At 60.6% G+C, this 26915-nt stretch carries 26 protein-coding genes; 11 read left to right on the forward strand and 15 right to left on the reverse strand.

Translation table 11 applies throughout. The features are described 5' to 3' along the window. Window positions 1-5 precede the first annotated feature (5 nt). The 7 genes from gluQRS to AACS18_RS15145 all read left to right on the forward strand — a co-directional run bounded on the left by gluQRS (window position 6) and on the right by AACS18_RS15145 (window position 6791). Window positions 6-914, forward strand: a complete 909-nt coding sequence (gene gluQRS, locus AACS18_RS15115) for a tRNA glutamyl-Q(34) synthetase GluQRS (RefSeq protein WP_108612598.1) — start codon at window positions 6-8, stop codon at window positions 912-914. A 147-nt stretch (window positions 915-1061) separates the two neighbouring features. Continuing rightward, complete coding sequence (pcnB, locus tag AACS18_RS15120) at window positions 1062-2528, forward strand: polynucleotide adenylyltransferase PcnB (protein WP_108612599.1); 1467 nt, start codon at window positions 1062-1064, stop codon at window positions 2526-2528. Between the two features lie 11 nt (window positions 2529-2539). After that, on the forward strand, window positions 2540-3049 hold the full coding sequence (gene folK, locus AACS18_RS15125) for a 2-amino-4-hydroxy-6-hydroxymethyldihydropteridine diphosphokinase (protein WP_005354659.1): 510 nt from the start codon (window positions 2540-2542) through the stop codon (window positions 3047-3049). Continuing rightward, window positions 3046-3840 carry a 3-methyl-2-oxobutanoate hydroxymethyltransferase gene (panB, locus tag AACS18_RS15130; RefSeq protein ID WP_005335640.1) on the forward strand — a complete coding sequence of 265 codons (795 nt, stop codon included), beginning with the start codon at window positions 3046-3048 and terminating at the stop codon, window positions 3838-3840. Before folK ends, panB begins: the two co-directional genes overlap by 4 nt. Before the next feature lie 201 nt (window positions 3841-4041). Further along, complete coding sequence (gene panC / locus AACS18_RS15135) at window positions 4042-4899, forward strand: pantoate--beta-alanine ligase (RefSeq protein ID WP_108612600.1); 858 nt, start codon at window positions 4042-4044, stop codon at window positions 4897-4899. A 24-nt stretch (window positions 4900-4923) separates the two neighbouring features. After that, entirely contained in the window at window positions 4924-5274 is a 351-nt protein-coding gene (locus AACS18_RS15140; protein WP_108612601.1) for a putative quinol monooxygenase, read from the forward strand. Between the two features lie 149 nt (window positions 5275-5423). Continuing rightward, window positions 5424-6791, forward strand: coding sequence for a cation:dicarboxylate symporter family transporter (locus AACS18_RS15145; protein ID WP_181363292.1), 1368 nt, complete (start codon window positions 5424-5426; stop codon window positions 6789-6791). 83 nt (window positions 6792-6874) lie between these two features. Here AACS18_RS15145 and AACS18_RS15150 read toward each other — a convergent pair whose 3' ends face one another. From AACS18_RS15150 to AACS18_RS15160, 3 genes are all read right to left on the reverse strand, one after another. Then, window positions 6875-7402 (reverse strand): rhodanese-like domain-containing protein, encoded by a 528-nt coding sequence (locus tag AACS18_RS15150; RefSeq protein WP_108612603.1) that lies wholly within the window; start codon window positions 7400-7402, stop codon window positions 6875-6877. Between the two features lie 4 nt (window positions 7403-7406). Next, on the reverse strand, window positions 7407-7826 hold the full coding sequence (locus AACS18_RS15155) for a MauE/DoxX family redox-associated membrane protein (RefSeq protein WP_108612604.1): 420 nt from the start codon (window positions 7824-7826) through the stop codon (window positions 7407-7409). A 119-nt stretch (window positions 7827-7945) separates the two neighbouring features. Beyond that, window positions 7946-8353 carry a hypothetical protein gene (locus AACS18_RS15160; RefSeq protein ID WP_108612605.1) on the reverse strand — a complete coding sequence of 136 codons (408 nt, stop codon included), beginning with the start codon at window positions 8351-8353 and terminating at the stop codon, window positions 7946-7948. Window positions 8354-8598: 245 nt separating this feature from the next. On the opposite strand from AACS18_RS15160, the gene AACS18_RS15165 reads away from it, so the two are divergent. After that, complete coding sequence (locus AACS18_RS15165) at window positions 8599-10701, forward strand: hypothetical protein (protein ID WP_108612606.1); 2103 nt, start codon at window positions 8599-8601, stop codon at window positions 10699-10701. Between the two features lie 59 nt (window positions 10702-10760). Here the strand turns inward: AACS18_RS15165 and AACS18_RS15170 are convergent, their stop codons facing one another. The 3 genes from AACS18_RS15170 to hpt all read right to left on the reverse strand — a co-directional run bounded on the left by AACS18_RS15170 (window position 10761) and on the right by hpt (window position 13090). Then, a complete protein-coding gene (locus AACS18_RS15170; RefSeq protein WP_005362866.1) occupies window positions 10761-11534 on the reverse strand; it encodes an ABC transporter permease in 774 nt (257 codons plus the stop codon). Next, window positions 11531-12448, reverse strand: coding sequence for an ABC transporter ATP-binding protein (locus AACS18_RS15175; protein WP_005335620.1), 918 nt, complete (start codon window positions 12446-12448; stop codon window positions 11531-11533). Before AACS18_RS15175 ends, AACS18_RS15170 begins: the two co-directional genes overlap by 4 nt. Before the next feature lie 111 nt (window positions 12449-12559). After that, window positions 12560-13090 carry a hypoxanthine phosphoribosyltransferase gene (gene hpt / locus AACS18_RS15180; protein ID WP_005362861.1) on the reverse strand — a complete coding sequence of 177 codons (531 nt, stop codon included), beginning with the start codon at window positions 13088-13090 and terminating at the stop codon, window positions 12560-12562. Window positions 13091-13291: 201 nt separating this feature from the next. Here hpt and AACS18_RS15185 point away from each other — a divergent pair, with 201 nt between their 5' ends. Beyond that, window positions 13292-13906 carry a TetR/AcrR family transcriptional regulator gene (locus tag AACS18_RS15185; protein ID WP_005335617.1) on the forward strand — a complete coding sequence of 205 codons (615 nt, stop codon included), beginning with the start codon at window positions 13292-13294 and terminating at the stop codon, window positions 13904-13906. 73 nt (window positions 13907-13979) lie between these two features. On the opposite strand, the gene AACS18_RS15190 is transcribed toward AACS18_RS15185, so the two are convergent. Next, window positions 13980-14591 (reverse strand): flavin prenyltransferase UbiX, encoded by a 612-nt coding sequence (locus tag AACS18_RS15190; protein ID WP_108612607.1) that lies wholly within the window; start codon window positions 14589-14591, stop codon window positions 13980-13982. Next, window positions 14588-15958 carry a UDP-N-acetylmuramate:L-alanyl-gamma-D-glutamyl-meso-diaminopimelate ligase gene (mpl, locus tag AACS18_RS15195; protein ID WP_108612608.1) on the reverse strand — a complete coding sequence of 457 codons (1371 nt, stop codon included), beginning with the start codon at window positions 15956-15958 and terminating at the stop codon, window positions 14588-14590. The genes AACS18_RS15190 and mpl overlap by 4 nt, the downstream gene beginning before the upstream one ends. 258 nt (window positions 15959-16216) lie before the next feature. Between mpl and AACS18_RS15200 the strand changes: the two genes are divergently transcribed. Next, window positions 16217-16918: a phosphatase PAP2 family protein gene (locus AACS18_RS15200; RefSeq protein ID WP_108612609.1), complete on the forward strand. Its 702-nt coding sequence runs from the start codon at window positions 16217-16219 to the stop codon at window positions 16916-16918. A 70-nt stretch (window positions 16919-16988) separates the two neighbouring features. On the opposite strand, the gene galE is transcribed toward AACS18_RS15200, so the two are convergent. The 7 genes from galE to barA form a co-directional block, all read right to left on the reverse strand. Then, window positions 16989-18002 (reverse strand): UDP-glucose 4-epimerase GalE, encoded by a 1014-nt coding sequence (gene galE / locus AACS18_RS15205; RefSeq protein ID WP_108612610.1) that lies wholly within the window; start codon window positions 18000-18002, stop codon window positions 16989-16991. A gap of 94 nt (window positions 18003-18096) precedes the next feature. Then, window positions 18097-19086, reverse strand: coding sequence for a hybrid-cluster NAD(P)-dependent oxidoreductase (locus AACS18_RS15210; RefSeq protein WP_108612611.1), 990 nt, complete (start codon window positions 19084-19086; stop codon window positions 18097-18099). Between the two features lie 111 nt (window positions 19087-19197). Further along, on the reverse strand, window positions 19198-20847 hold the full coding sequence (gene hcp, locus AACS18_RS15215) for a hydroxylamine reductase (protein WP_108612612.1): 1650 nt from the start codon (window positions 20845-20847) through the stop codon (window positions 19198-19200). A 289-nt stretch (window positions 20848-21136) separates the two neighbouring features. Continuing rightward, window positions 21137-21604, reverse strand: a complete 468-nt coding sequence (locus AACS18_RS15220) for a Dps family protein (RefSeq protein ID WP_021229540.1) — start codon at window positions 21602-21604, stop codon at window positions 21137-21139. A 155-nt stretch (window positions 21605-21759) separates the two neighbouring features. Further along, the gene (locus tag AACS18_RS15225) at window positions 21760-22647 is read right to left on the reverse strand and encodes an N-acetylmuramoyl-L-alanine amidase (RefSeq protein ID WP_108612613.1); all 888 of its coding nucleotides are present in this window, start codon (window positions 22645-22647) and stop codon (window positions 21760-21762) included. Window positions 22648-22681: 34 nt separating this feature from the next. Then, on the reverse strand, window positions 22682-23161 hold the full coding sequence (locus AACS18_RS15230) for a YehS family protein (protein WP_108612614.1): 480 nt from the start codon (window positions 23159-23161) through the stop codon (window positions 22682-22684). Between the two features lie 89 nt (window positions 23162-23250). Further along, a complete protein-coding gene (gene barA / locus AACS18_RS15235; RefSeq protein WP_108612615.1) occupies window positions 23251-25968 on the reverse strand; it encodes a two-component sensor histidine kinase BarA in 2718 nt (905 codons plus the stop codon). Between the two features lie 153 nt (window positions 25969-26121). Here barA and AACS18_RS23525 point away from each other — a divergent pair. Continuing rightward, a partial coding sequence (locus AACS18_RS23525) for a TRAM domain-containing protein (protein WP_258228726.1) occupies window positions 26122-26915 on the forward strand: 794 nt, incomplete at its 3' end.

Consider the following 26915-nt stretch of genomic DNA (forward strand, 5'->3'; position numbering starts at 1 on the left):
CAGTCATGCCAGTGAATTCCCCATCCTCACCCCTTGCGCGCCCCTATGTCGGCCGCTTTGCTCCCTCACCCTCAGGCCCGCTTCATTTCGGTTCGCTGATCGCCGCCCTCGGCAGCTTTTTGCAGGCCAGAGCGCAGCAGGGACGTTGGTTGGTACGCATCGAAGATATCGATCCGCCGCGGGAAATGGCAGGGGCAGCGAACCTGATCCTCAAGACTCTTGAGGCATATGGCCTCGAGTGGGATGGGGAGGTGATGTTCCAGAGCGCGCGCCATGGCCGTTATGACGAGATCATCGACCAGCTCTATCGGGCGGGGGACCTCTACTGGTGCCGTTGTACCCGGCGCGAAATCATGGCCGCGGGCGGTCTCTACAGCGGTCACTGTCGCCCCCTCGGACTGGCGGCAGAGGGGTGTGCGGCCCGTCTGCGTCAGCACCATCCGGTCTACCACTTCGACGATCGCTTGCAGGGCCATATCGCGGTCCCTGCGGCGCTCGCCGAGGAGGATTTCATTATCCGCCGCCGCGACGGGCTCTACGCCTACAACCTGGCAGTGGTGGTGGATGACATGGACAGCAGCATCAGCGAGATAGTGCGCGGTGCCGATCTGCTGGAACCCACGGTGCGCCAGATTGCGCTCTACCAGACCCTGGGGGCGCCGGTGCCAGACTGGGTGCATCTGCCGCTGGCGGTGCTGGCCGATGGCAACAAGCTCTCCAAGCAGAACCATGCGCCGGCACTGGCCCTCGATGAGGTGCGACCGGCCCTGTGGCAGGCGCTGCACTTCCTCGGCCAGTGCCCGCCCCCCGAGCTGATGGCGAGCCGGATCGACGAGATCATCCGGTGGGGTATCGCTAACTGGCAGCTCGAACGGGTGCCCGCCAGCGAGAAGATCCCGCTCGCGGATTGCTGAGTCGACCAGGTGATTTTTGTTTGATTGACCGCTATTTTCGCTGGCAGACGGTTTCATGCGGGATCAATTGTCAGCACGGTTTTTCATTTGGTTAGGCGTGAGCTATCATAGGCCGCTATTTTTTGGCCTCCCGTCAATTTAGAAGTCATGAAGAGGTGTACCATTTTTTCCCAGATCGCAAACTTTTGCCGCAAGGTGCTCGGCAAGGAAGACGGCGAGCAGTCGGTGGAATCCCCCATTCCAGCCCGTGTCGCCGGTCAACGTCGTACCTTAAGCCGTGATCAGCACCCTATTTCGCGCAAAGAGATCAGCGAGAATGCACTCAAGGTGCTCTATCGCCTGAACAAAGGGGGCTATGAGGCCTACCTGGTCGGCGGCGGAGTCCGGGATCTGCTGCTCGGGAAGACGCCCAAGGATTTCGACATCGCAACCGATGCGACGCCGGAGCAGATCAAGGCGCTGTTCAGCAACTGCCGCCTGATTGGCCGTCGTTTCCGCCTGGCCCACATTGTCTTTGGTCGTGACGTGATCGAAGTGGCCACCTTCCGGGGTCACCACCATCAGGTCAATACCAGCAAACATGTGTCTGCCCAGTCTGATGAAGGCATGCTGCTGCGCGACAACGTCTACGGCACTATCGAAGAGGATGCCGAGCGCCGCGACTTTACCGTCAACGCCCTCTACTACAGCGCCAAAGATTTCACCCTGCACGATTTCGAAGGAGGTCTGGAAGATCTGGCCGAGCGCAAGCTTGAGCTGATCGGCGATCCCGAGACCCGTTATCGTGAAGATCCGGTGCGCATGCTGCGCGCTGTGCGCTTTGCCGCCAAGCTGGATATGACCATCAGTCAGCGTACCGCCGCCCCCATCAAGGAGCTGGCGCCACTGCTGCAAGACATCCCGGCTGCCCGCCTGTTTGAGGAGACCCTCAAGCTGTTCCTGGCTGGCGACGGTCTGGCGACCTACAAATTGCTGCGCGAGTATGGTCTGTTCCAGCAGCTCTTCCCGCAAGTGGCTGCGCTGTTTACCCCGCACGGCAACTCGCCCTACGAGCAGTTTATCGAGCAGGCGCTGATCGATACCGACACCCGCGTTCGTGAAGATAAGCGCGTCACTCCCGCCTTCCTCTACGCCACCCTGCTGTGGGGCTGCGTCGAGGCCCGTGGTCGGGTGCTGGAGAACGAGAGCGGCCTGCCCTGGTATGACGCCTTCATGCTGGCGATCAACGAGGTACTGGACAATCAGGTGCGGATCATCGCCGTTCCCCGCCGTTTCACCACAGATGTCCGCGACATCTGGGCACTGCAACAGCGGCTGACCCGTCGTCAGGGCAAGCACCCCGAGCGCGCCATGGAGCATCCCAAGTTCCGCGCGGCGTTCGACTTCCTGTTGCTGCGCAACCGGGTCGAGCGCGGTCTCGGCGAGCTGGCCAGCTGGTGGGAGCGCTATGTTGCCTCCAATCCGGATGTGCGCCCGCAATTGCAGCGTGAAGCGACCCGTCGCCCGGCCAGCGGTGAGCGCGGCGAGGCTCGCAGCCACGATGGCGAGAAGCGCAGCAGCAACAGCCGCAACCGTCGTCGCCCCCGTCGCCGCAAACCGAAAGTGGCCGAGTGACAACAGACGTGATGACCGAGGTCTTCATCGCCATTGGTTCCAACCTGTCTGATCCGCTGGGTCAGGCTCGTCGCGCCGTTGCCGCGTTGGCAAGGTTGCCGGAATCTGTGCTGGTGGAGGCCTCGTCGTTTTACAGCAGCCGCCCCATGGGGCCTGCTGACCAACCGGACTACGTCAATGCCGTGGCCCGGCTCAATACCCGGCTCGCGCCCCTTGCGCTGCTGGATCAATTACAAAAAATCGAGCTGGAACAGGGACGTGTGCGCAAAGATGAGCGGTGGGGGCCGAGAACTCTGGATCTCGATCTGCTGCTCTATGGGGATCAGGTGATCAACCATGAGCGCCTGATCGTACCCCACTACGGCATGAAGGAGCGGGAGTTCGTGCTGCTGCCCCTTGCCGAAATTGCGCCTGCTCTGGTGCTGCCCTGCGGCACCCCGCTCGCCCGACTGGTTGCCCGCTGCCCGCACAATGATTTGGCCATCATTGCTCCGCGTGCAGACGTACAGGAGCCTCTATGAGCAAGATCACCACCGCCAGCCTGCTGAAGATGAAGCAGGAAGGTCAAAAGTTCACCGCCATCACCGCCTATGATGCCACCTTTGCCAAGCTGTTCGACGACGAAGGGGCCCACGTGCTGCTCATCGGCGATTCACTGGGCATGGTGCTGCAAGGGGGGCAGGATACCCTGGCGGTCAACATGGATGAGATGGTCTATCACACCCGCTGTGTGGCGCGCGGTGCCAGCAAGGCACTGGTGGTCGCCGACATGCCGTTCATGAGCTACGCCACCCCCGAGCAGACTTACCAGAACGCTGCCCGCCTGATGGCGGCCGGTGCCCGCATGGTGAAGATGGAAGGGGGCGACTGGCTCTGTGACTCCATCCGCCACCTCACCCGCAACGGGGTGCCGGTGTGCGGTCACCTCGGCCTCACTCCGCAATCCGTTCATGTCTTTGGCGGCTTCAAGGTGCAGGGGCGCGATGAGTTTCAGGCGCAGGAGATCTACCGTCAGGCCCTCGAACTGCAAGCGGCCGGTATCCAGCTGCTGGTGCTCGAGTGTGTGCCCACTGCGCTGGCCGAGCGCATCACCAAGGCGCTTCGCATCCCGGTGATCGGCATTGGTGCCGGCCCCGCGACCGATGGTCAAATTTTGGTGATGCACGATGCCTTTGGCGTCACCTCCGGCTATGTGCCCAAGTTCACCAAGAACTTCCTGGCCGAGACCGGCGATGTGCGTGCCGCCATCCGCCTCTATGTCCAGCAGGTGAGCGAGGGGAGCTTCCCCGGCCCGGAGCACTGCTTCAACTGATCCTGGCGGTTGCATGATGGGGGCTGCGGCCCCTGTCTCTGCTTGTCAGCTTCGCACAGTTAATCTGTATAGCTAATCCGTATCTTATTGATTCATCTAAAGGTGAACTGCTGATAGCCATGTTCGTGCCCCATCCCGCCCGAGCGCTATCTGTGGATGCAACCCGTCTCTCTTTTTGATTTATCGGAAGGTGAACTGCTGATGTTGGTCGTAAACAATCCCGGCGTTCTGCGTGAGCAGATCAGCCAATGGCGCCGTGAAGGGCGTGCCATCGCATTCGTGCCCACCATGGGCAACCTGCATCAGGGCCACCTGACGCTGGTGAAAGAGGCGCACAGCCACGCCGAGAAGGTGGTGGTCAGCATCTTCGTCAACCCGATGCAGTTCGACAAGGCCGAGGATCTCGCCAACTACCCGCGCACTCTGGAGCAGGATTGCGCTGCGCTGGAAGCGGCTGGCGTCGACATGGTGTTCACCCCGACCCCGGAGATCATGTATCCGCAGGGGCTGGCCAGCCAGACCTTCGTCGAGGTGCCGGGTCTCTCCAATCTGCTGGAGGGGGCGCTGCGCCCGGGTCACTTCCGTGGGGTCAGTACCGTCGTCACCAAGCTGTTCAATCTGGTACAGCCGGATGTGGCCTGTTTTGGCCAGAAGGATTACCAGCAGCTGGCGCTTATTCGCAAGATGGTGGCCGACATGGCGATGCCCATCGAGATCGTCGGTGTGCCCACCGTGCGGGCCGAAGACGGGCTGGCGCTCTCCTCGCGCAACGGCTACCTGACGGCCGCCGAGCGGGCCATCGCCCCCGAGCTGGCGCGCACCATGAACTGGATCGCCGAGCAGATTGAAGCGGGTGACCACCATCTGCCCTCCCTGGTGGCGCAGGCCAGCCAGCGCCTCGACAACGCCGGTTTTCGTACCGATGCCATCGACATCGTCGATGCCGCCACCCTCGAATCCGCCACTGACAAGAGCGCACAGCTGGTGATCCTGATGGCCGCTTATCTTGGCAAGGCCCGCCTTATCGACAATCAAGTGGTCACGCTGCAGCAAGCCTGAGCCCGCCACAACCAGGAGGACTCCATGTCCAAGAAGGTTTACTGCATTGCCCAATTCCTGCCCAAACCCGGTCAGGAGCAAGCCCTGTTTCAGGTGCTGCAGGCGCTCGAGCCCAACACCCTGCGTGAGGATGGCTGCCTGCAATATCGGGTGACCCGCCACATCGCCAGCCCCTTTGCCGAGGGGGAGAGTTTCCCCACCGTGTTCAATGAGATTTGGCAAGATATGGCCTCTTTCGAGGCGCACTGCCAGCGCGCGGAGATCAAGGCTTTCTTCGAGCGTTACTGTCTGGCGGAAGATGGTTTGGCCGCCAAGTGGAATGTCTGCGTCTATAGCGACGAACCCGAACAGTACGACGCCCCCGTAAAGAAGTAATTCCCCCGATTGCCAGCGGACGCCCCCTCGGGCGTCCGCTGCTTTTTCACGCCTGCACTCTCCTGCATTCCGGCGTTTTGTTCTGCGGCCCAGCCCGCATCTCCCTTCGTTTCTATCCACTTTCGGCCTGATGGCCACTACAGGTATTCATGATGTTTGTCCTGATTGCATCGCTTGTTTTCTGTCTGCTCTGTTTTGCTCTCACCCGGTTGCCTACCGGTTTGCCGCTCTCGCGCAAGGTGCTTGCGGGTCTGCTGCTTGGCGCCCTGTTCGGGCTGGCGCTGCAACTGGGGTGGGGCGCCGATGATGCCGGCGTCCAGCAGACCCTGGAGTGGGTCAATATCGTCGGTGGCGGCTATGTCAGCCTGCTCAAGGTGGTGATGATGCCGCTGGTGTTCACCTCCATCCTCTCCGCCATCAACAAGCTGGAGCAGGCCCAGTCCCTCGGCAAGATCAGCTCCGTGCTGATCGGCTCCATGCTGACCCTGGTGATGATCGCCGGTGTGGTGGGGATGACCATCACCCACCTGAGCGGTCTCACCGCAGCCGGGTTGTTGAGTCACGGTAGCGACACGGCAGCCCTGCAACAGAGCATGAGCACCATCGACCGTGCCCAGACCTTGCCTGCCTTGCTGCTCTCGCTGGTGCCCACCAACTTTGCCGCCGATATGGCGGGTAGTCGCGGTCTCTCGGTGATCGGCGTGGTGATCTTCACCGTGTTGGCCGGGGTTGCCCTGCTGCAGTTGAAGGCGGAGCATCCACAGGCGGGTGCTCGCGCCGCCGTGGCCATCGACACCCTGCAACTGTGGGTGATGAAGATGGTGCGGGTGGTGATTGCACTCACCCCCTATGGCGTGATGGCGCTGATCGCCCGGGTGGTGGCTCACTATCCCCTGAGCGAGATCCTCAGCCTGCTCGGCTTTATCCTGGTCTGCTACGTCGCCATTCTGGCGATGTTTGCGGTGCACATGGTGATCCTGCTACTGATCGGTCAGAACCCGCTGCACTATCTGCGGGAAGTGTGGGGCGTGCTCACCTTCGCTTTTGTCTCTCGCAGCAGTGCCGCCTCCATCCCGCTCAGTATCGAGACCCAGCAGCGTCTTGGGGTGCCCGCCAGCATCGCCAACTTTGCCGCCTCGTTCGGTGCCAACCTCGGCCAGAACGGCTGCGCCGGCATCTATCCGGCCATGATGGTGGCGATGATTGCTCCCATGCTCGGTATCAACCCGTTTGATCCCCTGTTCTTGCTGACTCTGCTGCCGGTGATTGCGCTGGGCTCCATCGGGGTGGCCGGCGTCGGCGGTGGCGGCACCTTCGCCGCGCTGATCGTGCTCTCCACCCTCAACTTCCCCATCGCGTTGGTGGGGGTGATGATCGCCATCGAGCCGCTGGTGGATATGGGCCGCACAGCTCTCAACGTCAACGGCTCCATCATGGCGGCGATGATCACCAAGCGGTTGCTGGGCAAGCAGCCGCTGGCCCAAGCGGAGCAACCGCAGGAGCAGGCCGCCAGCTAACCCTGAGTGCCACGTAATATGAAAGAAGCCCGCAGTTGCGGGCTTCTTTCATATCGGCTGTGTTGCCTTGTGGGCAGACGCGGTTACTCGGCAGAGACGGGGTAACCGGCTCCTTTCCAGGCGAAGATGCCGCCCGGCACCCGATAGACCTGTTGATAGCCCTGATTGAGCGCCCAGGCGGCTGCGTTGTGGCTGCGGCCGCACTTGACGAAGCCGCAGTAGATCACTACAGGGCGGGACTTGTCTTCACCCAGCAGCGCCTGGAACTGCTCCGCCGTGCCGCTCCCTTCGACGATCTCGCTCCAGTTATCACCAGCCTTGGCCTCTTTCACAAATACGAAGTTCCTGGCGCCCGGGATGTGCTCCTTCTTGTAGGAGTCCTCATAGGGCATGGTGTCGATGATCACCAGCTCCTCGCCCTTGTCCATCCGGGTTTTCAGCTCGGCAACGGTCAGCAGCTGATAGCCCCCCTGCTGCGCCTCCTGTGCCAGCTGCACAGCCGATTGCTCAAGCTTCACCTCCTGCTCGAACTGGTTATCGCCACAGCCCGCGAGGGCAAAGCTGGCGGCGATCAGCGAGGCCACCAGAGTGCGGGATCGCAATGTCATCATGTCACTACTCCTTTGGAACGGGAAAAACGGGGCGGGAAGTTCGCAGCAGGGCGCCCGCAAGCGTCAGTAGCAGCAGATCCCGCACAATGGCCTCCGGCAACGAGCTGAGATCAGCCCTGCCCAGACAGCCGCAAGAGATGTCGAGCCCGATGGCAACGCCATAGCCCAACACCGGAATAAACAGGGCGAGCAGCCCGATCACCAGCCAGAGTCCCCAACGCCGGTTGGCGATGACTGCAAGCGCTGCGCAGAACTCAATGGCAATCAGCCCCCAGGCGGCGAACGGGATCAGCGGCGGCCAGATCAGGCCAAAGGCACCGATCTGCTCGATGAACAGGGCAGGGGATACCAGCTTGAACCCAGCGGAGGCGAGGAAGAATCCTCCCAGAGCCAGATTGGCCAGCATGCGCAACAACGCAGGCATGTTCTACCTCTTTATGGAGAGGGGTAAATTCTAACAATTCCCGATTGAGCCGCAATGACTAAACCCATGCCAAACAAGATAAATCTCGATTTTGCGAGACAGTGACCAGAATGGGGGCGCTAGACCCTGATGGTGGCGGTTGTGGAGGCGGGATGCTGTGGCTGTGTCAATTGCTCCCGGTCGTGCTGGTGGGTCAGCAGTTCGGCAGCCAGCTCAATGGCCCGCTCGAGCAGTAGCAGCAGACTGTCGACCGTCAGGTGATCGAGCCACTCGCGGGCCCAGATCAGGGTCTCTCCCTGTTCGGTCTGATCCAGCAGAAACACCGGCTCGTCGCCAAGGTGGTTGAGCAGGGGCGTGTTGGGCATGGCGTGGCCCGGTAGCAGCAGATAGATCACCAGATGGCCCTCATCCTCTGCCAGCGTCAGCACCAGCTCGTCGTTGATGGCGAGGGTGGTGGCTGTCTGTCCAGCTACCGGAAGCGGAAGTCCAAGTTGTGTGTACAGGGCGGTGATGAGAGAGTGATACATGGCCAAACCTCGGGCAGGGGGAGAGTGACACCCTATGCGGCTGATCGGTGGCTGCTTATCACTTATCGTCATTTTTTTAGCGTTTTTGGTCGGTGGGGCGGGTGATTGTGCCGAAATTGTGAGCTGACAGACATCTTTTACGGGTCAGTCCGAATCCTAAAAAAGCGGGACCATCGCTGACAGGGTGACAAGGGGGGGCGGCGTACGCTGAGGATCCCCTCTCTCATCAACGCAGGTTTCTTGTCATGAAAATTGCCTCCCCGGATATCGATGTAAGCCGTCATCAGCAGACAACCCCTGATGCTACACCTCCTGCTACTGCTCGCCTTGGCAACGCCAGACTACGGCTGCTGGATGCCGGTAGCCGGGAGTTCGAGAGGGGGATCCGCCGTGGTATTGGCCATCGGCAGAGCCCGGAACTCAAGGCGGTCAAGCAGGCGGTGCGGCACTACCAGGCCCAGCCAACGCCTTCACTGGCCGGGTTGGCGAAGATCGCACAGGCGCTGCAGTTCTGGATCGACTCGGGCAAGAACCGCTCCCGTCAGCAGGATCCCGTGTTGCAAAAACTGGTCGATGACATCGCTGTCCGCCGTCAGGCGTTGGCGCAGGGTGGCAAGCCTCTCTCATTTCAGCTGGCGTGGGTCTGCAACGAACAGGGGAGGGTCAATCAGCCTATCGAGAGTAACCAGCAGATCCGCCAGTGGTGCAGCGAGTTGGCTAGCCTGCAACAGGAGGGGGCCAACGACTTGTTCAAGCGGGAGCTGCAAGGGGGGCTCGATCTGATGTTCGGGGTGAGTGAGGGAATGATGGCGCGGCGGCTGGAGCGGGCGCCGACCCGTGAAGAGGTCGCAACGAGTCACGAGTGGCAGCTGTTTTGCGGGACCTTGCGTCAGGCTCTGCCCGCACTGGGTGAGCTCAAGCCGCAAGCCACTGCCGAGGAGAATGGTCGCGATATCCTGCTGACCCACAGTCAGTTGCTGGAGCTGGGCCACCTCAAGGAGGTTCTGGATCTCAGCATTCAGCAGCAGGTGAGCAAGCAGGGGGAGATTGGCCTGCTCAGGACCGAGCTGCTGACCGCGCTGGTGGATGGACTGAATGAGCCCTGGCTTGAGCGCGAGGCGCAGGAGAAGGCGCTCTGGCAGGGAGAGGCCGCATCAGGCAAGCACTATCAGAGTGGCGTGCGGGCCGAGATCAAGAGCCCTCTCTCGGCGGCCAGCAAGGAGCTTAAACCGGGTGAGCCCGTGAGCCAGAAGGCCTTTAGCGGGCTCGGGCTGGTCAGTGCCAGTGCGCTAGTGGAGGCTTTCGCCAAGATCGAGATTGGCAAGTGGGAGGGGCGTCGCGACACGCCGGTAGGAGAGTTTGCCGGCAAGGTGGCCCTGACTCAGGAGAACAAGGCGAGTGCCAAGGCCGAGCTGGTGATTGGCAAGGCGGAGGGCTCATTGGTGTTCAATCCCGTGAACAAGATCGTCAATGATACCGACGGGTCGCGTTACACCCCGGGGCCCCATGACCTTAGTCTGCTGCGCATCGGCGCCAGTGCCGAGCTGGTGAGCAGGCTGGGGCTGTCGGTGGAGGGGAGCTGGACTATCGGCAACCTGCTTAACGCCAAGCTGGCAGGCTCGGCCGAGGTGGTCGCCAATGCCAAGCTGGAGGCCGGTGCTGCGGCTATCATGACGCCCAATGGGCCAGTGGTCAGCGTGACGGCCAACGCCTCGGCCTTTGCTGGTATGAAAGCAGAGGGGAGTGCCCAGCTAAACCTGCTCAAGAGTCAGTATGCGGATGCCTATAGCCTTTCGGCCAAAGTACGCGCCTCCGCCAATCTGGGTGTCGGTGCATCGGCCGGTGCCACTGCGGCTTTCGGGCCGGAGGGAGTCAAGTTCCATACCACCCTTGGCGTGACACTGGGGGTGGGGTCAGATGTCGGTTGGGAGGGCGGAGTCAACGCCATGGCTACCAAGGCTTATGCACTGGAGCTGGCCGCTCGTGCGGTAAGCAACTTTGATCAGCGCAAAGGGGAGCAGCTAGATGGACTGGCGATGGCGGCAGGGAATGAAAACCGTCTCTTCGAACTGGCCCAGCGGGTCGATAACCGGATTGTCACTCTCGCCACCCAGTTGGATGAACTGCAGCTGGCGGCCAGCGAGAACCGGATCCGGATGCAGGAGAGCCTGATCGATCCCGATCTCGCGGCTGGTCGCACCGCCATGGCGCAGGCTATCGACGATGCTTTCGGTCAGGAGCGGGTCGATGAGCAGGGGGGCGTCACGGTTCCCGAGCGGGCCGCCGAGCGCAACGAGAAGCTTGAGCTCACCGCCCGGCTGCTAAAGGATCACGCTATCCGGGTCTAGGTCATCCCGAGGCTGGCAGGACAATGAAAACGGGCACCGCGAGGTGCCCGTTTTGGTTATTAGTGGCGCAGGCCGGTGCCGCGGGAGATAAGCCACCAGGCGATACCGTAGAGGGCCACGATAAAGCCGATGATGATGAGGTAGGCGGTGCCGAGTGGCACGTCGGAGATACCGAGGAAACCGTAACGGAACGCGTTCACCATGTAGATGATGGGGTTCACCTGGGAGACACCCTGCCAGAAGGGGGGCAGCAGGCTGATGGAGTAGAACACTCCGCCCAGATAGGTGAGGGGTGTCAGCACGAAGGTGGGGATGATGCTGATGTCGTCGAAGGTCTTGGCAAACACCGCGTTGATGAGGCCACCCAGCGAGAAGAGGATCGCGGTGAGCAGCACGGTCACGCAGACGCTGAACAGATGGTGGATCTGCAGCGGCACGAAGAACAGCGACACCAGGGTGACGATGAGGCCGACACAGAGGCCGCGTGCCACGCCCCCGCCCACGTAACCGGCGATGATGACGTAGTTGGGCACCGGCGCGACCAGCATCTCCTCGATATTGCGCTGGAATTTGGCGCTGAAGAAGGAGGAGGCGACGTTGGAGTAGGAGTTGGTGATCACCGACATCATGATGAGGCCGGGCACGATGAACTCCATGTAGGTGAAACCGCCCATGTCACCGATGCGCGAACCGATCAGGTTGCCGAAGATGACGAAGTAGAGGCTCATGGTGATGGCCGGTGGCACCAGGGTCTGGATCCAGATCCGGGTAAAGCGGCTTACCTCTTTGGCCAGAATGCTCTTGAAGGCGATGTAATAGATGGCCAGATTCATGCTTTTCTCCCCTCTTCGACCAGATTGACGAACAGCTCTTCCAGCCGGTTGGCCTTGTTGCGCATGCTCACGACCTGCACCTGCTGGCTCGACAGCTGCTCGAACAGGCTGTTGAGTGACTGGCTCTTGTCTAGATCCACCTCAAGGGTGCGCTCATCCGGCATGCGGCCGTTGAACTCTGGCACCTCGGGTACGGCAGAACCTGGCGCAAGGTCGAGCAGGAAGGTCTCGCGACCCAGCTTGCCCAGCAGATTCTTCATGCTGGTGTTCTCGATCAGACGACCCTTGTCGATGATGCCGATGTTGCGGCAGAGCATCTCCGCCTCTTCCAGATAGTGGGTGGTGAGAATAATGGTGACACCCTGTTCGTTGAGATCCTTGAGGAAGGTCCACATGGAGCGGCGGATCTCGATATCGACCCCGGCGGTCGGCTCATCGAGGATCAACAGCTTGGGCTCGTGCATCAGGGCGCGGGCGATCATCAGGCGGCGCTTCATGCCGCCGGAGAGGGTGCGGGCAGGCATGTCGCGCTTCTCCCACAGATCGAGTTGGCGCAGGTACTTCTCGGCGCGGATCTTGGCTTCCGCCTTGGGTACGCCGTAGAAACCGGCCTGATGGGTGACAATCTGGATCACCTTCTCGAACTGGCTGAAGTTGAACTCCTGCGGTACCAGTCCGAGCTGGGCCTTGGCCTGTTCGAGATCGCTGTCGATGTCGTAGCCAAACACCTTCACCTTGCCGGCGCTCTTGTTCACCAGCGAGCTGATGACGCCGATGGTGGTGGACTTGCCCGCGCCGTTCGGGCCGAGCAGGGCGAAGAAATCCCCCTGCCTGACGGTAAGATCGATGCCTTTAAGGGCTTCGACGCCCCCCTGATAGGTCTTTTTCAGGCCGCTGATTTCCAGTGCGTTCATTGCAACCTCTGTGATGGTTGAATCCGGCTCGATACAGAAAAGGCGGCCAAGGCCGCCTGCACAGAGTAAAGGGCACAAGGCCGCTTCACCCGTGATATTCCTGAACCTGGCTTACTCCTGGGGTACCACTTTGCCGATAAACGGCAGGTTGCGGTACTTCTGGGCGTAGTCGATGCCACAGCCGACCACGAATTCGTCCGGAATGGCGAAGCCAATCCAGTCGACCGGCACCTGCACTTCGCGGCGGGAGGGTTTGTCCAGCAGGGTGCAGATGGCCAGGGATTTCGGCTCGCGCAGGGAGAGGATCTCGCGCACCTTGTTGAGGGTGTAACCGGTGTCGATGATGTCTTCCACGATCACCACATCCTTGCCCTTGATGTCATCGTCCAGGTCTTTGAGGATGCGGACGTCACGGGTGCTGTGCATGCCGGAGCCGTAGCTGGAGGCGGTCATGAAGTCCAGGGTGATGGGCAGCTTGCACTGGCGGCAGAGGTCGGCCAGGAAGATGCAGGAACCGCGCAGCAGCGCAATCATCACGACTTCGTCAGAACCCTGATAGCGGGCGGTGATCTCTTCACCCAATTTGGCGATCCGGGCGGCTACTTCAGCCTCGGAGATCATCACCTCGACGGTGTGTTTCATCACTTACTCCCATAAGGCCAAAGGGGATTTGGCCGTTCATGAATATCAAAACCGATGATTCTACCACTCATGTTGAAGGGTGCTAGAGATACGTGGTGCTTTTATCGGCTTATTTTAATTGATAGAGTTAGCAGGCACTCAGGCATGATTAGTTAAAATACTATAAACACCATAATCAATAACTATTAGATGATAAAAACTATGGAACCACGCGCAGAAATAAGACGTCGTACCCGGCTGTCGCCGGAAGCTCGTCGCTCCCAATTGATGGAATGTGCCATCGAGGTGTTCTCCCGTCGCGGCATTGGCCGTGCAGGTCACGCCGAGATAGCCGAACAGGCCAAGGTCTCTGTGGCTACCGTCTTCAACTATTTCAACACCCGCGAGGAGTTGGTAGATGAGGTGCTGGCCGAGATCGAACGCTTTGTGAACCAGATGCTGTCGCAGGCATACGGTGACCAGGGCTCCATTTTCGACAAGATCCAGCGTCATGTACGCCTCTCTGTCGATGCCGCCTACGATCAACCGGATTATGCCGGTATCTGGCTGGAGTGGAGCTCATCGGTTCGGGAAGAGGTATGGCCCCGCTATACCCGGCTGCTCGATCAGTGCCTTGAGCTGATCGCCAGCGAGCTGCAAACCGCCATGGATGCAGGGGAGATCACCAGTGTGCTGTCGGCACAGGATCTGGCCCGCTCTCTGACCGGTTTTGGCTATGTGATGATGCAGATGATCAATCAACCTCAGCGCCCGGTGCGCCAAGAGGTGACTGATTTCCTGTTCAAGTACGTGACGGCGCCAATTCAGGCTCGCTAACACGGCTTAACGAAAATACGGCGTCACTCATTGAGTGGCGCCGTTTTTTTTATGGCCGGATGTGGCGGTCACCTCACTGGTGGCCATAGCCCCAGCGGTGGGTTAGCTCATGCTCGACACCCAGATGATCGAGGATGCGGGCGACCATAAAGTCCAGCAGATCGGCGATGCTTTTCGGCTCATGATAGAAACCGGGCGCAGCAGGCATGATGGTCACCCCGAGTCGCGCCAGTTTCAGCATGTTCTCCAGATGGATCGCCGAGAAAGGGGTTTCGCGGGGCACCAGGATCAGCTGGCCGCGCTCCTTGATCACCACATCCGCCGCCCGCTCCAGCAGGTTGTCGGAGGTGCCGTTGGCAATGGCCGAGACGGTGCCCATGGAGCAGGGGCAGACCACCATCTGCTTGGGCGCGGCCGAGCCCGAAGCCACCGGTGAGAACCACTCCTCCTTGCCGCAGGCGACAATCTGCCCCTCCTTGGCGCCATATTGGCGACAAAGATAGGCAGAGAGCTCTTTCGGTGAGCCGGGCCAATCCTGCTGCTGCTCGGTCTTGAGTACCACACGAGCTGCCGATGAGGCGAGCAGATAGACCCTATAGTCCGCCTGCACCAGACACTCCAGCAGGCGCAGGGCGTAGGGGGCGCCGGAGGCGCCGGTCAGCGCCAGGGTGATCGCTTTGTTCATAGTTCGCCGTGGTAATCCTTGAGGCGGGCGATCAGCTTGTCATGAATGCCACCGAAGCCGCCGTTGCTCATGATCAGAATATGGTCGCCATCGCGGCTCTCGGCCACCAACCGGTTGATCAAGGTCTCCAGATCGTTGAATACCTTGGCCGGTCGGGTCATATGGGCCGTCACCTCGCCGAGATCCCAGCCGATGTTGGGGGGCTGGAAGAAGAACACCTCGTCGGCACCATCGAAGCAGCCAGCCAGCTCCTCCTTGTGAACCCCCAGCTTCATGGTGTTGGAGCGTGGCTCCAGCACCGCCAGAATACGGGCTTCTCCTACCTTGGCGTGCAGGCCGCCGAGGGTGGTCTCGATGGCGGTGGGGTGGTGGGCAAAGTCGTCATAGACGCTGATGCCGGCCACCTCGCCCTTGAGCTCCATCCGCCGTTTGGGGGATTTGAACTGGCAGAGGGCGGCGATGCCATGCTCCACCATCACGCCAGCATGGCGGGCGGCAGCGATGGCCATCAGACCGTTGTTGACGTTGTGTTCGCCGATGCACTCCCAGTGCACTTCGCCCTGTTTCTCGCCATCCAGCCACACCTCGAAGGCGGAGCCGTCATCGGCCAGCTTGACCGCTTTCCACTTGGCGTCGTCCTGACCAACCAGCTCTACCTCGCTCCAGCAGCCCATCTTGCGCACGGCGGTGAGGTTGTCATCCGCTTGCGGGAACAGCACCCGGCCGTTGCTCGGCACGGTGCGCATCAGGTGGTGGAACTGGCGCTGGATCGCGGCGAGATCCGGGAAGATGTCCGCGTGGTCGAACTCCAGGTTGTTCATCACCAGGGTGCGCGGGTGGTAGTGGACGAACTTGGAGCGCTTGTCGAAGAAGGCGCAGTCATACTCGTCCGCTTCGATGACGAAGAAGGGGGCAGAGCCGAGACGGGCGGAGACCGGGAAGTTACCCGGCACCCCACCGATCAGGAAACCGGGTTCCAGCTTGGCGTATTCGAGCACCCAGGCCAGCATGCTGGCGGTGGTGGTCTTGCCGTGGGTGCCGGCGACGGCCAGTACCCAGCGATCCTGCAGCACATGCTCCAGCAGCCACTGGGGGCCGGAGATGTAGGGCAGATTGCGGTCCAGCACATATTCAACACAGGGGTTACCGCGGCTCATGGCGTTGCCGATCACCACCAGATCCGGCGCCGGATCGAGTTGGGAGGGGTCATAGCCTTCGGTCAGTTCGATGCCCTGTTGCTCGAGCTGGGTACTCATGGGGGGATAGACGTTGGCATCCGAACCGGTCACCCGGTAACCAAGCTGTTTTGCCAACACCGCCAGACCACCCATAAAGGTGCCGCAGATCCCGAGAATGTGAATATGCATACCGCTTCCTTTCGCAGTAAAGGGAAGTGCGCATTCTAGGGGGTGTTGCGGTGGTGGCACAAGCCGCACTCATGGTGAGAGGCCCACAGATACAGCACTGGAGGCAGAAATCTTGGCGTTGTTGGGATATGCGAGATTGGAATGGGCTAGCGGGCTTTATTTGAGGCTTGATGTTGTGTCGCACTTTCTTACAATTCTTCGGTTTTGTGACGCACTCTACAGTTTTACCATATCGCACTTTTCCAACGGAGAGTCTCCATGGGCAAGTTCCTGCTTTGCTATCTGGTCGGTGGTCTGGTGGCCATCAGTTGGGCTGCGCTGCCCGCTCATGGTCCCTGGGATCAGTGGGACCTCGCGATTTTTCATACCGTTAACGGCTGGCTCGGGCAGTCGGCTCTGTGGGCCGATCTGGTGGCCATCACCAATAACCGGCTGTTCGATCTGGCGGTGCTGGCCTGTATGGGGTTGATCCTGGCCCGCTGCTTCTTCGTCCGGGATTTGGCGGGTCGTCGCCAACTGGTGGCGATGGGCATAGTGATGCTGCTGAGTGCTCTGGTGATCAACCAGCTTGGTCACCGATTGCCGGTAGAGCGACCCAGCCCGACCTTGATGGTGGCCGATGCGCTGCGGGTGACCCAGATCAGCGCTATTCCGACCAAGGACTCTTCCGGTGATAGTTTCCCCGGGGATCACGCCCTGTTCCTGATGATCTTCGCCGGTTTTGCCTTGCGCTATCTGCCGCGCTGGGCGGGAGTCACCGCATTGCTGATGGTGCCGATCTTTTCCGCGCCGCGCATTCTGGCTGGCGCCCACTGGTTTACCGATGTCTACGTCGGCGCTCTGGGGCTGGCGACCCTCTGTCTGCCCTGGTTGCTGCTGACCCCGCTGGCGGATCGGCTGATAGACCGCATTGCTCCCCGATTGGCCCGTGTGCCTCTGCTACGCAGTCAGACCCACTGATTGAACGTCGCAAAATAAAACGCCCCGACATGAAAATGTCGGGGCGTTTTGTTATCAACCCGCTAGATCATCAGCCTTGATAGCCGTTCGGGTTGTTGCTTTGCCAGCGCCAGGTATCGACCATCATCTGCTCCAGACCGCGCTCTGCCTGCCAGCCCAGCTCGGCACGGGCCAGCGTCGGCTCTGCCCAGCACTCGGCGATGTCGCCCGGGCGACGGGGTTTGATCTGGTAGGGAATGGGTCGGCCGCTGGCCGCTTCAAACGCCTTGACCATCTCCAGTACCGAGTAGCCCTGACCTGTGCCCAGGTTGTAGGTGAAGACACCGGTGTCGCGCTTGATGCGCGCCAGTGCTTTCAGGTGGCCGATGGCCAGATCCACCACATGGATGTAGTCACGTACGCCGGTGCCATCCGGGGTCGGGTAGTCGTTGCCAAATACCCCCAGCTCCTTGAGCTTGCCGACACCCACCTGGCTGATATAGGGCAGCAGGTTGTTGGGGATGCCGTTGGGATCTTCACCAATCAGGCCGCTCTCGTGGGCGCCGACCGGGTTGAAGTAACGCAGCAGTACGATGGCCCAGCGGGGATCGGATTTGGCGAGATCACGGAGGATCTCCTCCACCATCAGCTTGGAGCGACCATAGGGGTTGGTGGCGCTGGTGGGGAAATCTTCCCGCAGCGGTACCGAGGCGGGATCGCCATAGACGGTGGCCGAGGAGCTGAATACCAAGCGGAAAACGCCAGCCTTGGCCATCTCTTCGCACAGCACCAGAGTGCCGCTGATGTTGTTCTGGTAGTAGGTGAGCGGGATCTGGCTCGACTCCCCGACCGCCTTGAGGCCGGCGAAGTGGATGACAGATTCGATCTGGTGGTTGGCGAACAGCTGCTGCAGGCAGGCCCGGTCCAGCACATCCCCTTCGACGAAGGTGACCGGCTTGCCGGTGATCTGCTCGACCCGCTTGAGTGACTCCGGTGAGGAGTTGGAGAGGTTGTCGAGTACCACGACCTGCTGCCCCGCGCCCAGCAGCTCAACCAAGGTATGGGAGCCGATATAGCCAGCGCCCCCTGTGACCAGTATTGTCATTTTTTATCCCGTGTTCTGGTGAAACTGGGGCAGAGTCTACCCGTCCTGCCCGCTCGGGAAAAGGTTGAGATACCAATGAAGCCCTTTGGGTATCTCAATAATCGAGACTGATATCCCCTTTCGCAGTGCAGGAACAGGCCAGAGCAACGCCGCTCTCCAGATCCTGCGCACTCAAGGTCATCAAGCTCTGGCGCTCGATGTCACCTGTGGTGGTGCAACGACAGCTGCCACATACCCCGGCGCGACAAGCCGCCATCATGGTTTCGCCCGCAGCTTCCAGCGCCGCCAGCAGGGTCTGACCCGGCAGGATTTTCACCTTTTTTCCGCTCTTTTTCAGGGTCAGCCAGAAGTGGTCGCTGGTGGTCGTGGCGGGCTCTGCGGGGGGAAGACCAAAGGACTCCTGATGCAACTGCTCCGGCGGCAATCCCAGCTCCGTCAGCATGGTCCTGACCGCCGCCATATAGGGGGCCGGGCCACAGAGATAGACATGGCGTTCGCGCAGATCCGGGGCCAGTTCGGCCAGCATGGCGGGGGTGAGTCGGCCAATCCAGGGGTGATCTGCTGGGGCATCTTCCAGAATCAGGGCATGCCGTACACCGGGATGCGCTTCGGCCAATGCCGCCAAGTTATCTGCGAAGATCACATCCTCCGGCGAGCGGGCGCTATGGATAAAGCGGATATCGGCATCCGGCCGTTTGGCGAGCTCGTCCCGCAGCATGGCCCACATGGGAGTAATGCCGGAACCAGCGCTCAAGAACAGTGGCCGTTTGCAAGGGAGGTTGGTCAGGTTGAAATCGCCAAAGGGACCATCCACCCGGATCTTGTCTCTCACTTGCAGGGTCTGGTGCAGATGGCGAGAGACCCGTCCCACATCCTTGATGGTGACCTGCCAGCAGGCATCCTGCGGGCTGGAGGAGAGGGTATAGGCGCGGCACTCCGGCTGGCCGTCGATCTCGGTGTGCAGGGTGATGCACTGGCCTGCCAGCACGGGAGGGAGGCTGCCGGAAAACGGCACCAGCTGCCAGCTCACGACGTCGTGGGTGTTCTGTTGGCGGCCAATGCAGGTGAGCGTGAGAGAGGTCATCACAAGGCTCCTTAGGTTTGAAACGGTTCGAAAAACGTCTGGTGAAAAAGCCTGGTCCAGAAAAAAGGCGAGCTGGGCGGCTCGCCAAACGCTTACAACATGAGGTACCGATCAGGCCGCCAGGATCTCGGCTAGGTCAGCCTCGGCCGTGGTGGTTCCTTTCAGGCCAAACTGCTCCTCCAGCACTTTGAGCAGAGCCGAGGTGAGGAAGGCGGGGGCGGTCGGGCCGGTACGAATGTCCTTCACCCCGAGGGAGAGCAGGGTGAGCAGAATAACGATGGCTTTTTGCTCGAACCAGGAGAGCACCAGCGTCAGCGGCAGATCGTTGACACCGCACTCGAACGCTTCGGAGAGCGCCAGCGCCAGCTGGATGGCGGAGTAGGCATCGTTGCACTGACCCACGTCCAGTAGGCGCGGAATGCCGCCGATGTCGCCAAAGTCGAGCTTGTTGAACTTGTATTTGCCGCAGCCCAGGGTGAGCAGCAGGCTGTCGCGCGGTGCCGCCTTGGCAAACTCGGTGAAGTAGGCGCGCTCGGCCTTGTCGCCGTCACAGCCACCTACCAGGAAGAAGTGGCTGATCTCTCCGGCTTTGACCTTCTCAATCACTGCGGGCGCAGCCTGCATCAGGGCGTTGCGGGCAAAGCCGATGGTGATGAAGTGCTCGAGCTCGGTGTGCTTGAAGCCTTCCAGCGCTTGCGCCTTGGCAATCACGGCGGAGAAATCATCCCCCTCCAGATGGGTGACGCCCGGCCAGCCGACGATGGAGCGGGTGAAGATGCGATCCGAGTAGTTGCCCACATTCGGGTCGATGATGCAGTTGGAGGTCATCACCACGGCGCCCGGGAAGTTGGCAAACTCCTTCTGCTGGTTCTGCCAGGCGGAGCCGTAGTTGCCCACCAGATGGGGGTACTGCTTGAAGAAGGGGTAGGCCAGCGCAGGCAGCATCTCGCCGTGGGTGTAGACATGAATGCCGGTCCCCTTGGTCTGCTCCAGAATGAGTTTGAGATCCATCATGTCGTGGCCGGAGACCAGAATGCACTTGCCGGGGATCGGGGTGACCCTGACCCGGGTCGGCTCCGGATGGCCGAAGGCGCTGGTTTCACCCAGATCCAGCATCTCCATGATTTTGAAGTTGAGCTGGCCGATCTCCATGGCGCAGCTGAACAGCCGACCCATTTCGCTCGGGTCTGTGCTGAGCCAGCTCATGATGCGGTGGAATTCGGTGGCCACCTCGTCATTCTGCTGATCCAGCACCCGGGCGTGCTCCATATATGCGGCGGCGCCCTTGAGGCCGTAGAGACAGAGCAGACGCAGCCCCATGATGTCTTCGTTCACTTCGTTCTTGCCCCGATTGGGGGCGGCTGGCGCGGCATGGGCAAGTTGCTCCAGCAGCTCGGCGCCGGGATCGAAGTGGGCGGAGTGTGGCAAGTCGTTGACCTGCACCGCCATGGCGGTCAGACGATCGGCCAACTGCTGGCGATAGGCGAGGGCCTGATTGACGTAAGCCACGATGCGATTCGAGTCGAAGTTGACGTTGGTGAGGGTGGCGAAGAAGGCCTTGGGCACGAAGGCATCGATCTCGCGGTCGATGATGCCCTGCTCGCGGGCGGCCAGCGCCCAGGCGCTGAGCCCCTGCAGGGTGTAGATCAGCACATCTTGCAGATCCGAGGTTTCCGCCGTCTTGCCGCACATACCTTGTGCGTAGGCACAGCCGTTGCCAGCCGGGGTACGAATTGTCTGTTCACATTGCACACAAAACATCATGCCTCTCCTAATTGGACATTTCAGTTGTCTGTTTTGTGGCGATTCTATTCCTCTCGCGAAAAACTTAATAGGCATTCAATTTGCCAATTAAGATTCCCTTGATGCAGATCAAAAACAAAAAAAGCCGCCCAAACAGGGCGGCAAGCGGGTGGATAAAAGGAGAGACAACTCAGGTTTGCAACAGAACATAACAATCAGACGGATTGGGCCGTGGTCTGGTCAGGAGCTTTAGGCCCGGTACTTACTCAAGCCAGCATACGTACGCTGTAGTCAGCTTGGTTCACTATCAGGCCAGATAAGCGCGCAGCATCCAAACCAGTTTTTCCTGCTGCTGCACATAGTCGGAGAGGATGGAGGCAGTGCCCTCATCACCAGCTTCGGCTGCTTGACCCAGAATACGGCGCTGGGCGACCAGCAGTTCGCGGAAGCTCTCCAGCAGGGATTCGACACAGGCGCGGCCATCGTGCAGCCCTTTTTGCTCCGGGATGGCAGAGACTTTCAGATAGTCGCTGAAGCTGTGCATCGGCACGCCATCCAGGGTCAGGATTCGCTCGGCCAGTGCATCGACTTTCAACAGCAGGTCGTTGTAAATCTCTTCAAATTTCAGGTGCAGTTCGAAGAACTGGTTGCCACGGATATTCCAGTGGAAGCCGCGCACGTTCATGTAGAGGATCTGGTAGCTGGCCAGCAATTTGTTCAACTCGGCTGCCAGGGCTTGTGATTGAGCAGTATCAAGACCAATCGGGCTTTTCATCATTCACCTCCAGATTTGGAAATCGGTTTGAAATTTTCTTTCGGAACGCAGTCAGAATAACGCCTTGCAAAATGCAGGGACAATTGCTTGTGCCTAACTGTTTGATAGCTAACGGCTATCAAACAGTACGGAGCAACGGGGGCAATGGATGAGTATTAGGGGAAGTATTTTTCGAGCAGCGCCATCAGGATGGCCTGGCACTCGCGGTCCGGTTTGCTATCGACCTTGCTGGCGCGAAAGTGGAGCTGAAAGGCGCCCATGACGGCGCGGCTCTGCTCATCCCACTGGCCGCTCCGGGGCAGGCCATAGCCATAGCGGGCCAGCTGCTGCTGCCACATGGCAGCATCCCAGTGGGGCAAGGGACTGGCCAGCAACTCGGCCACCCGACCTTCATCTGGCCAGGCGCCGACCCCGTACGTCAGATAGAGCTGGCGCCAGGGGAAGTGTGGGCCGGGATCCTGCTTGCGCTCGGGGGCGACATCGCTGTGGCCCAGCACCTGGGTCGGTGTAATCTGGTAGCGGGCGACCAGCTCCCGGCTGAGGGCGCCGACGGCGGCAATCTGCTGCGGGGTATAGGGTTGCCAGCGGCGGGCATCGGGGGCCAGCGGCTCATCTTCCGCTGGATAGCCGAGGTTGACGATCTCGATGCCAAGGGAACTGGCATTGAGCCCGGCATATTGGTGCCAGCGGCTGCGTCCCGCATGCCAGGCGCGCGCGCTGTCAGGCACCAGCTGATAGACCGGTAGCGGTGTCTCGCGACTATCGCGGGGGATCAGGTAGTGGGCGCTCACCTTGTGCTCCGGCTCGGTCAGCAGGCGCAGGGAGTTGGCATCGTCTTCGTCGGTGTAGTGGAGGATCAGAAAGGCGATCCGCTCGTTCTGGTTAGCGCTCTGATAGCGGGTCGAGAGCCGGTACTCGGACGGTGTGCAGGCGCCCAGCAGCAGAACCAGTGGCAGAAAGAACAGGGGAAGAAGACAGCGCCAGCGCCATCCCCCTGCTGCAGCCAGGTTGCTGAGCGTGGGAGGAGTGAGTCGCTGGCACATGTCGAAGGCTCTGTCTGGTCAGTCGCGCGGCTGGTTAGCCGCGGTATTTGGCCGTGAGACCGATCAGGAAGTTGCGCAGGATCTGATCCCCGCAATCCTGATAGTGCTTGTGATCCTTGGAGCGGAACAGGGCACTGAGCTCGGACTTGGAGAGGTTGAAGTCGGCGAGCTTGAGGGTGCCGAGCATATCCTCTTCCTTGAAGTTGAGACCAATGCGCAGCTTGCGCAGGATCATGTTGTTGTTGATCCGGTTCGGGATCACCTGGGCCGGTGCATCTTCCCGCACGCCGCGGCGGGCGATGATGAAACCGTCGAGGAACTGGCTCAGGGCCGAGTCGGGACAGGCGACATAGCCTGCCTCTTGCTCTTCACCTTCCGCCGCCTCTTTCATCAACCAGCTGTGCAGCTGGGCGTGAGTGACCGTCAGGTTGCCCTTGGCAAACATCTCGACCATCTGGTCGTTGTTGATGGTGAGGGCGTAGCGCAGACGGCGCAGAATATCGTTGTTGGTCATGCTGACTCCTGTGTAAACGGCGCAACTTTACCATCTGGCGGCCCTCGCGTCAGAAAAAGCGGGGGCCGATACAGTTCAGAGCAAGCTCATCAAGCTTTGCCGAGATAGCGGGGCGCCTCCTGGCGCACCAGTTCCAGTGCATCTTGCAGCTCCAGCAGCTCGGGTTCCAGCTCGCTGACCGGCACGCCGTCACGCAGCTGTTGCTCCAGCTGGGAGAGCAGCCGCTGCAGCCCCGGAACCCCGGAATAGGCACAGCCGCCGTTGAGGCGATGGAGCTGGGCCAGCACCTCGCTATCTTCAATTTCGCCAGCCAGCGCGCTATCCAGCACCGGTTCGACCTCGTCAAAACTGGCCAACAGCATGGTCAGCATCTCTCTGGCGAGATGCTCTTTCCCCGCCGCCTGCCGCACCGCCAGTGTCCAGTCGATCTGTTGGGCACCATTATTCTGGTGACGGCGATGGGCAAAGTCGGTGATGAGCTGGGCCAGCATGCTCTCGTCGATGGGCTTGGCCAGATAGTCGTCCATCCCCTGGCGGATCAGCCGCTCCCGCTCTCCGGGGATGGCGTGGGCGGTCACCGCCACGATCGGGGTGGTGGTGTTGAGGGACTGGTTGCGGATCGCCTGGGTGGCACTGATGCCATCCATGACCGGCATCTGGATATCCATGAAGATGATGTCGAACGGCTGGCTCTGGGCCTGCTTGACCGCCTCCTTGCCGTTTTTGCACACCACAACCTGACTCACCATCTCCTTGAGCATGGCGGCGATCAGCTTGAGGTTGGCGGCGTTGTCATCCACCGCCAGCACCTTGATTGGCTGCAACTGGCGCGGCGCAGGTTGCGCAGGCAGCTTCTGGCGGCTCGATTCCGGCGAGAGCAGGGCGTGCAGCAGCTTGCGGTGGTTGACCGGTTTGGAGAGACAGTGCTGGGCGCCATGGGCCAGCATCGCTTCATAGAGCGCCGGCTCGTGGCTGCTGAGCAGCACTATGGTGTTCTGCTGCTGGCCGTTCAGTCTGTCGAGACGGCCGATCACTTGCTGCGGCGTATGCAGGGTGCTGCTGCCGATGATCACCATCTCCTGCTCGCTCATCTCGGGCCAGGGGTCATCGCTGGTCAGTGGGTGCACGTCGAGGTGCCACTCCGCCAGCAGGGCGAGCAGAGAGGCTTGCGCGAAGGGATCCGGTTCCAGCAGCCAGAGCCGTTTGCCACGGATCCGATCCAGCGGCAGTTGATCGGTCTGGGGCAGGGGGGATACCTCCACATCCAGACTGAAGGAGAAGATGGAGCCCTTGCCGAGCTCTGATTCAAAGCGGATCTGGCCGCCCATCTGCTGCACCAGCTTCTGGGTGATGACGAGGCCCAGGCCCGTGCCGCCATAACGGCGGGAGATGGAGGAGTCGGCCTGATTGAAGGCCTGGAACAGCTGATGTTGCTGCTCTTGGGAGATGCCGATGCCGGTATCACGGATCTGGACGTTGAGCCTCACCTTGTGGTTGCCACTGCCGGTCTGCTCGATATGGACATCCACGTTGCCCTGTTCGGTGAACTTGATGGCGTTGCCGGTGAGGTTGGTCAGCACCTGTTGCAGACGCATGGGGTCGCCGGTGAGGTAGTCCGGCACATCGGCATCCACCCGCAGGGAGAGCTCCAGCTGCTTGTCGTGGGCGCTGGGGCCGAGCAGGTGCATGGTCTCGTTGAGAGTGTCGCGCAGGCTGAACGGGATATGCTCCAGCTGCAGCTTGCCCGCTTCCAGCTTCGAGAAGTCGAGGATATCGTTGATGATGCCAAGCAGGTTGCGCGCCGACTTCTCGATGGTCTGCATGTAGTCGGTCTGGCTCGGGGTCAGGCTGGTTTTCAGCAACTGGCGGGTAAAACCGATGACCCCGTTGAGCGGGGTACGCAATTCGTGGGACATGTTGGCCAAAAACTCCGACTTGACCCGTGCCGCCTCCTGCGCCCGTTTCTTGGCCATGTCGAGCTCGACGTTCTGGATCTCGATCTGCTCCAGGGTTTCGCGCAGGTCAGAGGTGGCCTGATCGATATTCTGCTGCATCTCTTCGTGATATTCGGAGAGCGCCTTGGCCATGGCGTTGATGCCGTTTTTCAGCATATCCAGCTCGCCGGTGAGCTGGCCGCTGACCCGGGTATCGAGCCGCCCCTCCCTGATCTTGTGCACCGCCTGCACCATGTTGGTGATGGGCTGGGTCACGCTCTTGACCAGACGGAAGCCAAACAGGGTACTGAAGGCGACCCCGATGAGCACCATGATCACCGCAAAGAAGGTGTCGCGGTACTGCAGCAGCATGGCCCGATCGGTCGCCATCTGCATCGAGATGTAGCCGATCATCGGGGGTTCCACATCACTGGGCAGCGGGAAGCCATCCAGACTGGTTTCAGCCTGGATCGGGGTGCGCAAAATGATGTCATCCCCCTGAAACGTCACGCTGGTCAGATCCGGAATTGGCTCGCCATCGGGCAGCCTGAGCCGGGTGAAATCCCGGTGGTAGTTCGAGGTGACGAACAGCTGGTTGTCCTGGGTGAAAACCGCGATGGACTTGATGAAGGGGGAGTTCTTGCGATGGGTCAGGCCAATCAGCCGCTTGAGGGATTCGCGACTGTGCTGGGTCATCCCGTATTCACTGGCGATCGCCAGCGGTTCGATGATGTTGATCCCCTGATCAATGAGGTTGTTTTCCAGCTGCTGGTAGCGGTGGAAGGTGAAGTAACCGGCCATCAGGCCACCGATGATCAGGGTCGGCAGGATGGTGAAGGCGAGAACGCGTGCTCTCAGGCCATATTTGGTCATACGAACAGGCCACCAGTGAACAGGGTTGGCGATAGGGTTGCTGGTAATGCACGGGCTCTGTGGCCGTATTTGGTCATACTATTATTCTTGTGGGACAATACCCGGCAGCAGATTCCACAATCATGACATAGCCACCTATAGGCACCAAGTTTTATGGCCCAGTTTTTCAAGCCCCAAAAGAAGTCCACCCAGCTCCAACGCATTGAATTTACGATAGACACCCTCGATCACCACTGCGTCGGTATCGGTCGCCATCAGGGCAAGGCGATCTTCGTCGAAGGGGCGCTGCCCGGCGAGACCGTCAAGGCACGCATCACCGAAGAAAAAAAACAGTATGGTCACGCCGCCTTGCAACAGGTGGTGACCCCGGCGGCCAATCGTATCGCTCCCTTTTGCGGCCACTATCGCGAGTGCGGCGGTTGCAGTGCACAGCACATGTCGGTTGCAGATCAGCAAGCCGCCAAGGCGGCCGGACTGGTCAGCCTGTTCGAGCGGTTGGGCAACATCAAGGCGCCGGCGCTGGAGCCGGTACTGACCGGTGAAGATCGTGCCTACCGCCGGGTCTGTCGTCTGGCCATCAAATTTGACAAGAACGGTCGCTGCACCCGGGTTGGTTTCCGCCGTCGCAACAGCAACGATCTGGTGGAAATCGAAGGGTGCCCGGTACTGGCCGAGCCGCTCTCTGCGCTGATTGCCCCGCTGCGTGAGTGCCTCAATCGCTTGAAGAGCCAGCGCGAGCTGGGCCATGCGGAGCTTATCCAGGCCGAGCAGGGGATCATGATGCTGCTGCGCCACACCGGCCGCCCCAATGAGGCGGATCGTGCCCTGCTGGTGGAGTTTGCAAAAGCGCAGGGGATCGACCTCTATCTGCAGGCGGCCGATGATCGCATCGAAGCGCTGCAGCAACAATTTTCCCCATCCTACTCGCTGGATGGCCTGTCTCTTGC

Origin of the sequence: Aeromonas sp. HMWF015, from assembly GCF_963878965.1 — a bacterium.
In the GTDB taxonomy this organism is placed as follows: Bacteria; Pseudomonadota; Gammaproteobacteria; order Enterobacterales; family Aeromonadaceae; genus Aeromonas; species Aeromonas veronii.

Excerpts from the sequence above, each read along its gene's own strand:
- AACS18_RS15210 (WP_108612611.1), bottom strand. The coding sequence starts at position 19,086 with ATGACCTCTCTCACGCTCACCTGCATTGGCCGCCAACAGAACACCCAC.
- AACS18_RS15160 (WP_108612605.1), bottom strand. The coding sequence starts at position 8,353 with ATGTATCACTCTCTCATCACCGCCCTGTACACACAACTTGGACTTCCG.
- mpl (WP_108612608.1), bottom strand. The coding sequence starts at position 15,958 with ATGCATATTCACATTCTCGGGATCTGCGGCACCTTTATGGGTGGTCTG.
- AACS18_RS15140 (WP_108612601.1), top strand. The coding sequence starts at position 4,924 with ATGTCCAAGAAGGTTTACTGCATTGCCCAATTCCTGCCCAAACCCGGT.
- hcp (WP_108612612.1), bottom strand. The coding sequence starts at position 20,847 with ATGTTTTGTGTGCAATGTGAACAGACAATTCGTACCCCGGCTGGCAAC.
- AACS18_RS15230 (WP_108612614.1), bottom strand. The coding sequence starts at position 23,161 with ATGACCAACAACGATATTCTGCGCCGTCTGCGCTACGCCCTCACCATC.
- AACS18_RS15170 (WP_005362866.1), bottom strand. The coding sequence starts at position 11,534 with ATGAATCTGGCCATCTATTACATCGCCTTCAAGAGCATTCTGGCCAAA.
- gluQRS (WP_108612598.1), top strand. The coding sequence starts at position 6 with ATGCCAGTGAATTCCCCATCCTCACCCCTTGCGCGCCCCTATGTCGGC.
- AACS18_RS15190 (WP_108612607.1), bottom strand. The coding sequence starts at position 14,591 with ATGAACAAAGCGATCACCCTGGCGCTGACCGGCGCCTCCGGCGCCCCC.
- panB (WP_005335640.1), top strand. The coding sequence starts at position 3,046 with ATGAGCAAGATCACCACCGCCAGCCTGCTGAAGATGAAGCAGGAAGGT.
- AACS18_RS15225 (WP_108612613.1), bottom strand. The coding sequence starts at position 22,647 with ATGTGCCAGCGACTCACTCCTCCCACGCTCAGCAACCTGGCTGCAGCA.
- folK (WP_005354659.1), top strand. The coding sequence starts at position 2,540 with ATGACCGAGGTCTTCATCGCCATTGGTTCCAACCTGTCTGATCCGCTG.
- AACS18_RS15200 (WP_108612609.1), top strand. The coding sequence starts at position 16,217 with ATGGGCAAGTTCCTGCTTTGCTATCTGGTCGGTGGTCTGGTGGCCATC.
- AACS18_RS15155 (WP_108612604.1), bottom strand. The coding sequence starts at position 7,826 with ATGCCTGCGTTGTTGCGCATGCTGGCCAATCTGGCTCTGGGAGGATTC.
- AACS18_RS15220 (WP_021229540.1), bottom strand. The coding sequence starts at position 21,604 with ATGAAAAGCCCGATTGGTCTTGATACTGCTCAATCACAAGCCCTGGCA.
- pcnB (WP_108612599.1), top strand. The coding sequence starts at position 1,062 with ATGAAGAGGTGTACCATTTTTTCCCAGATCGCAAACTTTTGCCGCAAG.
- hpt (WP_005362861.1), bottom strand. The coding sequence starts at position 13,090 with ATGAAACACACCGTCGAGGTGATGATCTCCGAGGCTGAAGTAGCCGCC.
- AACS18_RS15185 (WP_005335617.1), top strand. The coding sequence starts at position 13,292 with ATGGAACCACGCGCAGAAATAAGACGTCGTACCCGGCTGTCGCCGGAA.
- galE (WP_108612610.1), bottom strand. The coding sequence starts at position 18,002 with ATGACAATACTGGTCACAGGGGGCGCTGGCTATATCGGCTCCCATACC.
- AACS18_RS15150 (WP_108612603.1), bottom strand. The coding sequence starts at position 7,402 with ATGATGACATTGCGATCCCGCACTCTGGTGGCCTCGCTGATCGCCGCC.
- panC (WP_108612600.1), top strand. The coding sequence starts at position 4,042 with ATGTTGGTCGTAAACAATCCCGGCGTTCTGCGTGAGCAGATCAGCCAA.
- AACS18_RS15165 (WP_108612606.1), top strand. The coding sequence starts at position 8,599 with ATGAAAATTGCCTCCCCGGATATCGATGTAAGCCGTCATCAGCAGACA.
- AACS18_RS15175 (WP_005335620.1), bottom strand. The coding sequence starts at position 12,448 with ATGAACGCACTGGAAATCAGCGGCCTGAAAAAGACCTATCAGGGGGGC.
- AACS18_RS15145 (WP_181363292.1), top strand. The coding sequence starts at position 5,424 with ATGATGTTTGTCCTGATTGCATCGCTTGTTTTCTGTCTGCTCTGTTTT.
- barA (WP_108612615.1), bottom strand. The coding sequence starts at position 25,968 with ATGACCAAATATGGCCTGAGAGCACGCGTTCTCGCCTTCACCATCCTG.